We start from the raw sequence: 13,868 nt of genomic DNA on the forward strand, positions 1-13,868 counted from the left end.
GGGACGCGCCGAAACGACACAGGCAACGCGCTCACCATCACGTGGGTGGCGCCAAGCATTACACCATCGTGCTGCACATTGACGGCAGAGGGCGCCGGCCCGTGAAGCCGGCGCCCCCCATCAGCCTACCGACTCAGAACGGCAGATCGTCGTCTTCGTCTTCGAGTGCGCCGGGGAAGTCGTTGAAATCATCCCCGCCACTCGCGGCCGCCGGCTTCGCGGCCGCCCGCGGGGCGGGCGCCGACGAACGGCGCGGCGCGCTGTCCATGTCATCGCCCCCCATGCCGCCACGCCCGGTGCCACCACCGAGGAGCATGAGCTCACGCACCTTGATCTCCGTGGTGTAGCGCGTCTGGCCGTCCTTGTCCTGCCACTGGCGATACTCGATCTCACCTTCGACGTAGATCTTCTCACCCTTCTTCACGTACTTCTCCACGACGTCCACGAGGCCCGGGCCGCGCGCATTGTTCCAGACCACGCAGCGGTGCCACTCGGTCTTCTCCTGCCGGTTGCCGCCCTGGTCGTTCCAGGTGCGGCTCGTGGCGAGCGAGAACTGCGCAACCCGTGAGCCGGTGCCCACGGAGCGGATCTCGGGGTCGCCCCCGACGTTGCCAATCAGAATGGCCTTGTTCAGGCTGCGGCTCACAGTGCCTCCTCGAAAGTGCAGTAGGGATGGGGAACGCGGCGTAAGCTAGGGGAGGCGGCTGACACCCACCAAACCAGAACAACGCGCGTGGTGTTTTTCGAACGAGTGGGTCAGCGGCCGGGTCCGGCACCCGCACCCGCGGGGGCGTCGCGCCGGAGGACCAGCGCGTCCTCATCCGGGCGTTGATAGTAACCCCGGCGACGCCCGACCGGTCGGAACCCGCGTGATTCGTAGAGCCCGCGCGCCGCGTCGTTCGAGACGCGGACCTCCAAAAACATGCTGGCGACCCCCGTGGCGTCACCGTGTGCAAGGGCTTCGTCGAGCAGTGCCCCCCCGACCCCGCATCCGCGGGCCGCCGTACTGGTCGCGATATTCGCCACCTCGCCTTCGTCGAGGGCGCGGATCACGACGCAGTACCCGAGGATGGTCCCCTCGGCGTCAACGGCCACCTGGAGCCGCGCATGCGGGCGCCCGATCAGCGAGTCGAACGCCTCGGCTGGCCACGGGTCGGAGAAGGCCGACGCCTCGATCGTCGCGACCGCCCGTACGTCGGTGCCGTGCATGGGGCGGATCTCCACCCGTGGACGGTGCGGCGCTCGGCCGTCTCGCACCGGGCGGTCCTCGGCATCGCTCACGCGCCCATCCTCACGCGACCATCCTCACGCGTCGCGCACATCGGGAAGCGGGCGACCGTGCGACGCCTCCCACTTCACCTGCGCTTCCGCGAGACGGCCATAGAGCGGCTCCCACCCGCGCAGGTCGACTGGTGCCTCGCGCCAGCGCCCATCCGCGCGCCGCGCGGCGCTGGCCTCCGGCCACAGTTCATAGGCCGACGTCAGCGCCGCGGGCGACGGCCCCACCGACACCAGCGGCACCGACGCTTCGCGCAGATCGTCGATGGACCGGCGGCGTGGCGCCTCCGACCAGGAGACCTGCCCGCTCGCGTCCCGAACGACCTCCAGCGCGTAGCGCTCCCCGCGCAACGCGTCGGCGTGCACCAGGAATGCGCCGACCTCCGCCTGACTCGGCAACGCTGCGGCCGCCAGGGCAAGCGACGGGACCGCGTAGAGTGGCCGTCCGGCGCCATGGGCGATGCCCTTGGCGAGGGCGGCGGCGATGCGGAGCGAGGTGAAGCTGCCGGGGCCGGCGCCGCAGACGACGGCGCCCAGTGCCCCCACGTCAACGGCATGGGCGCGGAGCAGCGCCGTGATGGCGGGAAACAGCCCGTCAGCCGCGCCGGCACCCATGGGCACCGCGACCGCCGGCGTGTCGCCCGACGGCAGCAGGAGCGCGACGCTGCCGGCACTGGTGGCCGCTTCAAGCACCAACACGGGACGGGAGAAATCGAGCGCGGCCATGCTGGATTCTACCGCGTTCGCGCGCCGCCCCCCAGCCCTGGTGCGGGCCAATCCGACGGGTCGCGGGCGACGTGGCGCGCGAGTCCGCTCAGGCGACCCGGGCGATCAGGCCGCGCGGTACCGGCATCGCCAGCTGCTCGAACCCGGCATCCACCGACTCCGAGAGCATGGCAAAGGTGCCCCGCTCGGCGAGGGCGAAGGCGCAGTCGAGAATCTCGGCATCGAACGCCGTGCCCCGGTCCCGGCGCATGATGTCCTGCACCTGAGGGACGGCGAGCCCCGCGCGATACGGTCGATCGGCGGTCAGCGCCTCGTACACATCGGCGACCGCGAGCACGCGCGCCGCCACGCTCAAGTGCGCCGCCGGGAGATTCCACGGGTACCCGCGGCCATCCAAGCGCTCGTGATGCTGGGCCGCCTCTTGTGCGAAGGCTTCGAACGCCGAGACCTGCTGCAGAATCTGCAGCGTCCACCGGGGGTGTTTACGAATCTCGGCGAACTCCTCATCGGTCAGCTTGCCGGGTTTGTCGAGAATGCGATTCGACACCCCGAGCTTGCCGATGTCATGCAGCAGCCCCGCGCGCAGCAACGTGCGGGCGGTACCGGCATCGTGCCCGAGCGCGGTGACAATCGCCACCGCATAGCGCGCCACATTCGTGGAGTGGCGCGCGGTAAAGGGCGTCTTGGCGTCGATCACCGCCGCAAACGCGTGGGCGATGCGATCGAGCCGCTCGTCCGTGGCGACCATGGGGTCGCGCCCCGGCTCCAGCGCGATGACGCGCGCTTCGAGGTGATCCGCATCAGCGAGGCTCCCCCACCACGCGTCATCCCGACGCCAGCCGACCAAACGATCGACCAATGCCGGATCGAACCACGTCCCGCGCCGCCGCCGGGCCATGTCGAGTGCCGCGGCCCGCCCGTTCTCGCTCAGGTACGCTTCCACCGTCTGACTGAGCAGCAGGATGCGTGAGATGATCGGAATGTCGTGACCGGCGATGCCGACCGGATGCCCCAGTCCGCACCAGTGCTCGTCCACGTGCAGAATGCCATCGCTCGTGGCCGGCGGAAACTCCAACACGCGCGCGATCTGCGCCCCGCGCTCACAGCGCACCTTGATGATTTCGCGCGTGAAATCGGGCGTCTGTGCGATCTGCAGGAAATGCTTGATCCGCGCCAGCGGGTTGCGACCGATGCCGCAGCTCTGCGCCGTGCGCAGCGCGAGCTTCCAGCGATCATGCCAATCCACCAGACGCATGTTGCGCTTGAGCTCCTGATCGGGACTGCCGAACACCGCGGCCATGCGCGCGGCATTGCTGGAGCAGCCCGAGTCCTTGAGGAGCGCCGCGTAAAACAGCGCCTCCATCGTGGCGGCGTCACAGCCATGCTCCGCCCCCAGGCGCATCGCGATCAGCGTGGTGCGCAGCGTGTGACCGGGGCGCTGTCCTTCGGTGAGGTCCAGCGCGAAGGTCAGCGCTGAGATCACCTCGGCGAGTCGGATGGTCGCACCACCACCGGCAACGGGGGTCGGGTGCGAGAGGGCAGCAGAGCGAGCGGGAAACGACAGAGGCACGGCGGAAGCGCGACGGGTCACCAGTGAGCAGACTCCCTGATCAGGATCGGCTCGTTCGGTGCTTTCCTTGATCGATCCCCCCGGATTCGGTGGGACCAGCCGCCTCAGCGTGGGCCGGGCGGCTGCACCTTGAGCAAGCGTCGTGCGGGATCGGTCGGGTCGTGCTCCAGCGTCACCGTGATGGTGTCGGAGGGGAGCGTACCAAAGGCGCGATCGGGCCACTCGACGAGCAGCACCGGGGCCTGATCGACAATCTCCTCCCACCCCAACGCCTCCAACTCGGCGGCACTGCGCAGCCGGTAGAGATCGACGTGCAGGACCGGCCCGCGCGGGGCGTCGTATTCCTGCACGAGCGAGAAGGTCGGGCTGGTGACGCTTCCGAGATCCCGGACCCCAAGTCCGTCGGCGATGGCGCGAACGAGAGTGGTCTTGCCCGCACCCAAATCCCCCTCGAACGCCAGACAGACCGGTCGCGGCAGGACTGCTCCCAGCGCGCGCCCCCACGCTTCGAGCGAATCCCGATCGGGGCTGCGCGGCGCACCGCGCGACAGCAGGTGCGTCAAGGTGGGGGGCACCGCGCGCTTACCGACCACGTCGCCCACCTCCACGCCGCATCGGCGCGCTGCCGGGTGGCCGCTTGGGTGCGGCCGCATTCCCTCGCGCCTGCGCGGGCGCCTGGCCGAGCGCGGTGCGCACTTCGAAGAGCTGGTCGCGCAACCGGGCGGCCGCCTCGAAGTCGAGAGCCGTGGCCGCCTCGCGCATGGCGACTTCGAGCTCCCCAACGAGCGTCTCGAGCTCTTCGCGACTGCGTGGCGCCGATTCGCTCGCGAGCTTCTTGGGGGCCGGTGCCTGCCCTTCGCGCTCGTCGCGGGCATCGGCCACACGGGTGATGAAGCGCACCTCGTCCACGCTCTTGGTGACCCCCTTCGGCACAATGCCATGCGCGGCATTGAATTCGCGCTGCATGGCCCGCCGGCGATCGGTCTCTTCGATGGCGCGCTGCATGGAGCCGGTGATGCGATCGGCATACAGAATGGCCATGCCGTTCAGATTGCGCGCGGCCCGGCCGATGGTCTGAATGAGCGAGCGATCGCTGCGCAGGAAGCCTTCCTGGTCGGCGTCGAGAATGGCCACCAGCGACACCTCGGGCATGTCGAGCCCTTCGCGCAGCAGGTTGATGCCGACGAGCACATCGAACTCGCCGAGCCGCAGCCCACGCACGATCTCCATGCGTTCGATGGCGTCGATGTCGGAGTGCATGTAGCGCACCCGCACTCCCATCTGCTGCAGATAATCGGTGAGGTCCTCCGACATGCGCTTGGTGAGCGTGGTGACGAGCACGCGTTCCCCGCGGCGTTCGCGCTGCCGGATCTCGTGCAGCAGATCGTCCACCTGCCCCTTCACCGGTCGGATCTCGATGATGGGGTCGAGCAACCCCGTGGGGCGAATGACCTGCTCCACCACCACGCCTTCCGACAGCTGCAGTTCGAGTTCGCCGGGCGTTGCGGACACGCTGATCAGGCGCGGCACCAGATCCATGAACTCTTCGAAGACCAGCGGGCGGTTGTCGAGCGCACTCGGCAGGCGAAAGCCGTAATCCACCAGCGTCAGCTTACGGGCCCGGTCGCCGTTGTACATGCCGCGCACTTGCGGCAGCGTCACGTGCGATTCGTCCACCACTACGAGGTAGTCGTCGGGGAAATAGTCCAGCAGACAGGCCGGTCGTTCACCCGCCTCCCGCCCGCTGATGTGCCGCGAGTAGTTCTCGATGCCGGCACAGGTGCCGATCTCGAGCAGCATTTCGATATCGAAGTTCGTGCGCTGCTCGAGCCGCTGCGCTTCGAGCAGCTTGCCCTGCATCCGCAACTCGGCGAGACGGGTCGCGAGTTCGTCGCGGATGGCCTTGGTGGCGCGCTCGATCGTGGGGCGATTCGTGATGAAGTGCTTGGCGGGGTAGATCGCCATGCGATCCAGGACGGCGATGGTGTCGCCGGTGACCGGATCGATCTTGGAGATGCGCTCGATCTCATCGCCCCAGAGCTCCAGCCGCACGCCCTGCTCCTCGTACGCCGGCAGGATCTCCACCGTGTCCCCGCGCACGCGGAAGGTCCCGCGATCGAAGTTCACATCGTTGCGGAGATACTGAATGCCCACGAGCGCCCGGAGAATGTCATCGCGCGCGATCGTCTGCCCGCGCTGCAGCGCCACCATCCGCTCGCGATAGGACACGGGATCGCCGAGACCGTAAATCGCCGAGACCGTGGACACGATCACCACATCCTCGCGCTCCATGAGCGAGGAGGTCGCGCGCAGGCGTAGGCGATCGATGTCTTCGTTGATGCTCGCGTCCTTCTCGATGTAGGTGTCGCTCGAGGGGACGTAGGCTTCGGGCTGGTAGTAGTCGTAATACGAGATGAAGTATTCGACGGCGTTGTTCGGGAAGAACGACTTGAGCTCGCCGTAGAGCTGGGCGGCGAGCGTCTTGTTGTGCGAGAGCACCAGCGTCGGGCGCCCCCACTCCGCGATGACGTTGGCGATGGTCATCGTTTTGCCGGAGCCGGTCACCCCGAGGAGCGTCTGGTGGCGGTCCCCCCGATGGAGCCCCGCCGAGAGCTCGGCGATGGCGCGCGGCTGGTCACCGGCGGGGGCGAAGGGGGCCTGGAGGCGGAACGGGGTGTCCATACCGGCAATATAACAGGTTGTCGGCGTTTCTTCGGGGCAAGGACGCCCATCTGGTACACGATTCTCAAGAATTGGCCCCGGCAATCCGACACTTCTCATCGCCATTGGGGGCTGGGCTTCCGGCCTCCTCCACTCCCCGCCGCCTCCGGTCGACGCTGGCCGGTCGGTTCTGGAAACCGTGGCTCTTGGAGTACCCAGTGCAGCAGTGGCTCTTCTCGCGCCCCCTTGGGCGCCAATTGTGGTGGACGATTGGAGTGATGGCGACCGCGGGTGCCGCGGCGACGGCACTCACGCTGTTCGAACTGCGCGGCGTGTCGCAGGCCGCCGCCGCCCTGGAGACCGAGACCATCCGGCCCCTGAGCGACGTCGCCAAGCTCGAAGCCGAGGTGCAGAAGGTCCGCGTGGCGTACCGTGATGCGGCATTTGATCACCTCCAGCGCGCCGACGCGATCACGCGCACCCGTGAGGGGGTCACCCGTGTGGATTCGCTGGCGAAGGCGCTGCAGCGCACGCTGACCGACCGCCGTTCGCAGACCGCCGTTGCGGCCTTCCTCGAGCACTGGAGTGCGATTCACCCCCAGGTGAATACCATGCTGGCCGCGGCCGGCACCGCACCGACCGCGGAGATCCTGGCGCTCCTGCACGGCGACCTGCGTACTGCGATGAAGCGGGCGGAAGGCGCGCTCGAACAGCTGGCCGCCGCCGAGCTCGAGGCGGCGACCCGATTCACCGCCGAGACTGCGGGCCGCGCACAGCGGAGCCTCTGGTGGTCAACGGGGGCGCTGCTGCTCGGCATCGCCCTCGCCGGCCTCATGGCACGCACCGTCGTGCGGCGCCTGACCGGAGCGCTCGGCGCGATCGCCGAACGGCTCGCCTCGCTCGAGCGCAACTGTCTGGCCAGTCTGGAGCGGGCGACCACGGCGCTGGCGAACGGCCGCCTGTCCGAGCGCTGCGTGGTGGCCACGACCCCCGTCGTGATCGACGGCGCCGATGAACTGGCCGCCGCCGGGCAGTCGCTCAATGCGGCGATCTCCCGCACGCAGGCCGCGATTGGCTCGTACGAGCGCTCCGTGGTGACGCTGGAGCGCTTGCTCGAGGAAACGGGCCGCGTCGTACGCGCCGCGCATCAGGGCGACCTCCGCCTGCGGGCCAATCACACGGCCTTCGATGGGGCGTACGCCGAGTTGCTCGCCGGCTTCAATGCCGCGCAGGATGCCTCCGCGCGTCCGATCGATGCCGCGCTCGAGGTGCTCGAGCGCGTGGCGGCCTACGATCTGTCCTCGCGCATGGAGGGGACGTTCGAAGGCGATCACGCGCGACTCGCGCGCGCGATCAACGGCGCCATCGAGAACATCACCACGGCGCTGCGCGAAGTCGAAGTGGCGGCCGAGCAGATCGCGAGCGCATCGCATCAGGTGAGCTCCGGCAGCCAGTCGTTGGCGCATAGCACGTCCGAGCAGGCCGCGTCAGCGGAAGAGGTGACGGCGGCGATGCATGAGCAAGCGAGCAGCACCGCTCGCACCGCGAGCGGGCTCGATCGCGCGCGTGGCCTCGCGCTCGACATGCGGGAGCAACTCACCGCCAGCACCGGGGCGATGCAGGAGCTCGGCGAGGCCATGGGCCGGATGCGCGCGTCCGCGACGCAGACGGCCCAGATCGTGAAGACCATCGACGAAATCGCGTTCCAGACGAACCTGCTGGCACTCAACGCGGCGGTGGAAGCCGCGCGGGCCGGCGCCGCCGGACGGGGCTTCGCGGTGGTCGCCGATGAGGTTCGCCACCTCGCCATCCGCGCCGCCCAGTCGGCCCGCGAGACCGCGGACCTGATTGAGCAGACCGTCGACAGCGCCATGACGAGTGCGGCGCTGACGGACACGGTACACGCTCGCCTGCGCACCGTGGACACCCACGCCGAGCAGGTGACCTCGCTGGTGCGCGACCTCGCGACCGAGTGCACAGCACAGCGCGATCAGATCAGCGAGGTTTCGCAGGCCATCGATCAGGTCAGCCTGCAGACCCAGTCGGCGGCGGCCAACGCCGAAGAATCGGCGAGTGCCAGCGAGGAGCTCAACGCGCAGGCGGCCACGATGCGCGAGTTGGTGGGGCGCTTCCGGTTGGCTGGCGCGCCGACGGTGTTGTCCCACGGCGCGCGACCGTCACATCGGGCCGCGTGACGGCCACGATCACCGCCGACGCTATTCGTCGGCGGTGATCTTCTCGCGGCGGCTGATCGCCAGGATACCCTTCACGCGGCGCGCGGCCTTCATGATGCGCTCGAGATGGGCCAGGTTCTCGACCTCGACCATCGCCGAGCCACTCACGCGGCCGTCGGTGGTCTTGAGCTCGAGGCTGCGAATGTCGGTACCGGTCGCACTGACCGCGGCCGCGACGTCGGCATACAGGCCGCGCCGGTCCACGCCCTCGAGCGCGAGCCGCACGACAAACCGTTCGCCCGCCATCTCCTGCCAATCGATCTCGAGCCGGCGCTCGGGCTCGTGCGTGAGCAGCAGGAGATTCGGACAGTCGGAGCGGTGAATGCTGACCCCGCGGCCACGCGTCGCGTACCCGACCACCTTGTCCCCCGGGACCGGCTGACAACACTGGGCATACCGCACCAGCAGGCCATCGGCCCCCTGAATGCGAATGCCCTTCCCCGTGCCCCGCACCCGATCGACGATCCGCTCCAGGGTGCTCGGCTTCTCGGGCTCCGGCGGACTCGTATCGAGATCCGGATAGAGCGTCTTGAGCACCTGCAGCACGTGCACGTCGCCCGCCCCGATGGACGCGATGAGATGCGGGGTGTCCTTGAGCTTGAGGAGCTTGGCAACCGGCAGGAGCTTGTCGTCGTCGACTTTGGGGAGCCGCCGCTTCTTGACCTCGCGGTCGAGAATCTCCCGACCGAGGCGCATCGCGCTCGAGCGCTCCTCGAGACGGAGCAGCTGACGGATCTTGTGGCGCGCCTTGCCGGTGCGCACATGCGCCAGCCAGTCGCGACTCGGCTTCGCGTTGGGATTCGTGAGAATCTCCACCGTTTCCGAGTTCTTGAGCTCGCGGGACAGCGGCGCGATGCGCCCGTTGACCTTGGCGCCGGCGCAGCGGGCACCGACCTGCGAGTGCACGGCAAACGCGAAGTCGAGCGGCGTCGCGCCCTTGGGGAGCTGGATGACGTCGCCCGTGGGCGTGAAGACGAAGATCTCGTCCTGATACAGGTCGAGCTTGAGGAACTCGAGGAACTCGCCCGGCGTCTCGGCGTCGAGCTGCAACTCGAGGACCTGGCGAAACCAGGCCAGATGGCGGTCGAGCTCATCGGCGCTGCGCGCGTTCTCCTTGTACAGCCAATGCGCCGCAATGCCGTAGTCGGCCGTGCGGTGCATGTCGCGCGTGCGGATCTGGATCTCGAACAGCTGGCGCCCGGGGCCAAACACCGTGGTGTGCAGCGACTGATAGCCGTTGCTCTTGGGCTGGGCGATGTAGTCCTTGATGCGCTCCTGCACCGGCGTCCAGCCGTCGTGAATCACGCCGAGGGCGTGGTAGCACTCGAGCACATTGGGGACGATCACACGAATGGCGAGCAGGTCGTAGATGTCCTCATAGGGACGATCGCGCTGCTGCATCTTCTTGTAGATCGACCACAGGTGCTTCGGGCGGCCGGTGACTTCGACATCGGCAATGCCGGCCTCGGTGAGCCGCTTCTCGAGTGGCTCCCGCATCTGCGCGATGAGCGCCTCGCGCTCGCCCCGCTTGGCAGCGACCAACTTAGCGAGGGTCTTGTACGCCTCGGGCTCGAGGTGCTTGAACGCGAGGTCCTCAAGCTCCCAGCGCACCTTCGCCATACCGAACCGGTGGGCGAGCGGCGCGTAGAGATCGCGGGTCTCCTGCGCAATGCGGCGGCGCTTCTCCGGCGCGAGCCAGTCGAGCGTCCGCATGTTGTGCAGCCGGTCGGCCAGCTTGATGAGAATGACGCGCGCGTCCTTCGCGATGGAGAGGAGCAGCTTGCGATAATTCTCGACCTGCCGCTCCTCGCGCGAGGACATCGGCAGGCTGGCGATCTTGGTGAGCCCATCGACGATCTGCGCGATCTCCGCGCCGAACTCGCGCGCGATATCGTCGATCGTGATGTCGGTGTCTTCGACGATATCGTGAAGGAGCCCGCACGCCACCGTGGTCGTGTCGAGGTGGAGGTCGGCCAGGATGCGGGCCACCTCCACACAGTGCGACACGTACGGCTCCCCGGAGTGGCGCACCTGCCCGGCGTGCGCGACGTCGGAGTACTTGTACGCGCGCACGAGCAGCTCGTGGTCGAGCCGATCATAGGCGCCATCGGCACCCGGCCCGAACCCCGGAATCATCTCGTGCAGCGCGATCGTCGTCACAACAGGCCTGCCTCCGCAAAGCTCATGTATCGACCCCGCCCCACGATCACATGATCGTGCACGGGGATGTCGAGTAACCGTCCCGCCGCTACCAACTGCGCCGTCACCGCCCGGTCTTCCGCACTCGGCGCGGGATCCCCGCTCGGGTGGTTGTGCACCAGAATGACCGCCGCCGCCCGTTCCGCGATGGCTTCGCGGAAGACCTCGCGCGGATGCACGAGCGACGAATTCAGGAGCCCCCGGGTGACGAGCACGTCCCGCTCGAGGCGGTGCTGCGCATCGAGCACCGCCACATGGAACTCCTCCACCGGCAACTCCTGCAGACGCGGCGCGAACACCGCGGCGACATCCTGCGGCCCCCGCAACGGCACCCCCGCCTCCCGGGCTTCGCCGGCCAAACGCCGACCCAGCTCGAGGGCGGCCTGCACCGCCGACGCGCGCGCCTGCCCCACGCCCGGCACCCGCGTCAGACTGGCGACCGGCATGGCCGCCAACCGTCCGAGGGAGCCCCCACAACATTCGTACACCAGATGGGCACTCGCGAGCGCCGAATGGTCCCGGCTCCCGCTCCCGATCAACGTGGCGAGCAACTCGGGGGTGCTGAGGGCGTGTGGTCCCAGCGCCCGCAGTCGCTCCCGCGGCCGATCGGTGTGCGGCATCTCCTTGATTGTACGACGGGGTTGGTCCCGCTGGCTAGTCGCAAAGGTCACGTACCTGCTCCCTGATCGATATCCACAACGCCGCGGACGCGGGCCCCGGGCCTCCCGGGGCGCTGCACTATGCGTGCGCACGCCGTGGTGAGCGGTACCGAAAGCGTGCGCGTGGGATCGATCCGACGCAGCGGCGTGGTGGCGCCGTGGCGTCTAGCGCGGCGCCAGCGCGACCCGGAACAGCGCGAGCGCCGGGACATCGTCGGCATCGATCACCGGAATCCACAGGCGATCTCCCTTGGCCCGGATCGGGAGGAAGGTGCTCCGCCGGCTCGGGATGAGCACACGGCCGAGATGGGCCCCCGACGAGTTGAACACATCGAAGGTGCTGGTGGCGGCGCCGTCGGGGCGCCCATGTTCGAGCCACACCCGGTCGTCGTCGTCCACCCACAGCGCCGCGATCGGCGGCCGCTTGGTGGGGACCTTGGCCGGATCGAAGGTGTGCCGGGGATAGGCCGCCACCGATTTTTGCACCCGCGCGATCTCGGCCTCACGCTCCGCCGTACTGACCGGCAGCGCGGGTACGGACACCGTGGTGCGCGCCAGCGTGTCGCCCGATCCGATGCGCAGCTTGACCGCGCGATCGTCATCAACCGGGGCACACCAGAGCGCGCCCTGCCGATCACCCGCCGCCCCACCACCCATCGAAAAGGGGTAGAGCCCCTGCAGACTCTCCTTCGGGGCGGTGGCCTCGAACATGAGATCGAGACGCGTTCTGCACGCGGGCAGTTCGAAGCGGTCCGATACCGTGCCGGTGGCGGACACCCGCCGCCGCCCGGGCATCACGCCGCGCTTGGAGAAGTCGAGGTCGATCACTGACTTCGTGCTCGCGTCGTACCACGCTTCCCACCGATAGCCGTACCCCGTGATCGGCGCCGCATGCTGGGTGGCATAGCGGCCGTCGGCGCGAAACACGCTGAAGCGCGCGTTGCTCGGGTCGTTCACCCACACCGTGCCGTCGCCGTGGAGCACCATGCCATTGGCATTGCGCATCTCCCCCGGACCACTGCCCTTGCGGCCGATCACGCCCAGCGCTCGTCCGTCGCGATCGTAGCGGCGGATCTGCTGATCCTTGTAATCCAGCACCCACAGATCGCCGTTCGGCAGCGCGAGAATATCGCGCACGCTGCCGAAGGGTTGGCCGCTCTCGGTCCCGTCGACGCGCCAGAGTTCCTTCGCGACGACCGTTTTCGTCGGCGTCGACGTCCGTGACTGCGCCGACAGGCGCATCGACACAACGAGCGAAACCCCGACCAACGCCAATGCACCGCGATGCGCCATGTGTTGCATGCTTGCCTCCATGGTATTCGGGAATCCGGCGCCGCCTATCGCGGCCACGTCACCCGGTATTGCGTCACCCACGGCACGTCATCGTCATCCACAATCGTGAGCCACAATCGATCACCACGCGATTGCACCGGCAGAAACTCGCTGCTCCGCGCTGGAATGGTCACTCGCGCAAGATGACGTCCCTGATGATCGTGGACGTCGAACACACTCTGTCGCACCCCGAATCGGTCCGCGTGGCGCACCCACAGGCGGCCATCGTGATCCACCCAGAGGCCGAGAATCGGCGGCTTGCTGGACGGCACGCGCGACGGATCGAAGTCACTCCAGCTGAACGTGGCGACGCGCTTCTGCACGTCGGCGATGCGCGCTTGCCGCTCGGCCGCACTGACGGCAATCGGTGGGAGTTCGAGATCGGTCCGCGCGAGGGTGTCCCGACGCTCGAGTCCGAGACGAACGGCACGGGTCCCATCCACCGGCGCACACCAGTACCCACCCGCCGGGTCGCCCGCCACACCGCCGCCAAACGTGAACGGATAATTCGCCTGCAGGCCGCCGCGCCCCTTGGTCTGCGCCTTGTAGCCGAGGCTCCCCAACACCTGCTTGCATGCGGGGAGCACGAGCGTCCCCAGCACCGTTCCACGCACGCTGATTCGGCGCGCCGTCCCGTCCACGCCGGGGCCAAAGCGGGGGTCGACCACCGTGTGTGTCCGCCGGTCAAACCATGCCTCCCAGCGGTAGCGCCACCCGCCAATCGCGAGCGGGTGCTGTCGAAGAAACGCGCCGGACGTACCAAATACCGAGAGCCGGCCGTTCATCGGATCGTTGACCCACACCGTGCCATCGCCGTGCAGCAGCATGCCGTCGGCGTTCCGCAGTTCGCCAGGACCGGCGCCCGGACGCGCCGTGACCCCGCGGAACGTGCCGGCGGCGTCATAGCGGCGGATCTCCTGATCCTTAAAGTCGAGTACCCAGAGCTGGCCATCGGGAAGCGCGAGCAGGTCGCGTACATCGCCGAACGCCCGGCCCGACTCGCTCCCATCCACGCGCCATTGCTCCATCACGCGGGCCACCTTGAGCGGCGCCTGGGCTGCGAGCCGCGCGCCACCCATGAGCATTACCGCGAGGGCCCCTTGCCACGCGATCCACCGCCACCGCATCCGCCGCATGCATTCCCTCCACTGGCTTCAGTAAACACCGACGGGCGATCCGAAACCGGATCGCCCGCCGACAGTACTCCGA

At 68.5% G+C, this 13,868-nt stretch carries 11 protein-coding genes; 1 reads left to right on the forward strand and 10 read right to left on the reverse strand.

Translation table 11 applies throughout. The features are described 5' to 3' along the window. Positions 1-133: 133 nt before the first annotated feature. From ssb to uvrB, 6 genes are all read right to left on the reverse strand, one after another. Positions 134-646, reverse strand: coding sequence for a single-stranded DNA-binding protein (gene ssb / locus K2R93_08130; protein MBY0489795.1), 513 nt, complete (start codon positions 644-646; stop codon positions 134-136). Between the two features lie 110 nt (positions 647-756). Next, a complete protein-coding gene (gene rimI, locus K2R93_08135; protein ID MBY0489796.1) occupies positions 757-1,209 on the reverse strand; it encodes a ribosomal protein S18-alanine N-acetyltransferase in 453 nt (150 codons plus the stop codon). Between the two features lie 96 nt (positions 1,210-1,305). Further along, positions 1,306-2,004, reverse strand: a complete 699-nt coding sequence (gene tsaB, locus K2R93_08140; protein MBY0489797.1) for a tRNA (adenosine(37)-N6)-threonylcarbamoyltransferase complex dimerization subunit type 1 TsaB — start codon at positions 2,002-2,004, stop codon at positions 1,306-1,308. A gap of 88 nt (positions 2,005-2,092) precedes the next feature. Continuing rightward, a complete protein-coding gene (locus K2R93_08145) occupies positions 2,093-3,595 on the reverse strand; it encodes an HD domain-containing protein (GenBank protein MBY0489798.1) in 1,503 nt (500 codons plus the stop codon). Positions 3,596-3,678: 83 nt separating this feature from the next. After that, complete coding sequence (gene tsaE, locus K2R93_08150; protein ID MBY0489799.1) at positions 3,679-4,167, reverse strand: tRNA (adenosine(37)-N6)-threonylcarbamoyltransferase complex ATPase subunit type 1 TsaE; 489 nt, start codon at positions 4,165-4,167, stop codon at positions 3,679-3,681. Beyond that, positions 4,157-6,256, reverse strand: a complete 2,100-nt coding sequence (gene uvrB / locus K2R93_08155) for an excinuclease ABC subunit UvrB (GenBank protein MBY0489800.1) — start codon at positions 6,254-6,256, stop codon at positions 4,157-4,159. Before uvrB ends, tsaE begins: the two co-directional genes overlap by 11 nt. 257 nt (positions 6,257-6,513) lie before the next feature. Here uvrB and K2R93_08160 point away from each other — a divergent pair, with 257 nt between their 5' ends. Further along, positions 6,514-8,430, forward strand: a complete 1,917-nt coding sequence (locus K2R93_08160) for a methyl-accepting chemotaxis protein (protein MBY0489801.1) — start codon at positions 6,514-6,516, stop codon at positions 8,428-8,430. Between the two features lie 21 nt (positions 8,431-8,451). Here the strand turns inward: K2R93_08160 and K2R93_08165 are convergent, their stop codons facing one another. The 4 genes from K2R93_08165 to K2R93_08180 all read right to left on the reverse strand — a co-directional run bounded on the left by K2R93_08165 (position 8,452) and on the right by K2R93_08180 (position 13,795). After that, on the reverse strand, positions 8,452-10,629 hold the full coding sequence (locus tag K2R93_08165) for a bifunctional (p)ppGpp synthetase/guanosine-3',5'-bis(diphosphate) 3'-pyrophosphohydrolase (protein ID MBY0489802.1): 2,178 nt from the start codon (positions 10,627-10,629) through the stop codon (positions 8,452-8,454). Next, positions 10,626-11,288 carry a DNA repair protein RadC gene (gene radC, locus K2R93_08170; protein MBY0489803.1) on the reverse strand — a complete coding sequence of 221 codons (663 nt, stop codon included), beginning with the start codon at positions 11,286-11,288 and terminating at the stop codon, positions 10,626-10,628. Before radC ends, K2R93_08165 begins: the two co-directional genes overlap by 4 nt. 204 nt (positions 11,289-11,492) lie before the next feature. Beyond that, positions 11,493-12,629 carry a hypothetical protein gene (locus K2R93_08175; protein MBY0489804.1) on the reverse strand — a complete coding sequence of 379 codons (1,137 nt, stop codon included), beginning with the start codon at positions 12,627-12,629 and terminating at the stop codon, positions 11,493-11,495. Positions 12,630-12,664: 35 nt separating this feature from the next. After that, entirely contained in the window at positions 12,665-13,795 is a 1,131-nt protein-coding gene (locus K2R93_08180; protein MBY0489805.1) for a hypothetical protein, read from the reverse strand. Positions 13,796-13,868: the final 73 nt, after the last annotated feature.

This window comes from Gemmatimonadaceae bacterium, from assembly GCA_019752115.1.
In the GTDB taxonomy this organism is placed as follows: Bacteria; Gemmatimonadota; Gemmatimonadetes; order Gemmatimonadales; family Gemmatimonadaceae; genus Gemmatimonas.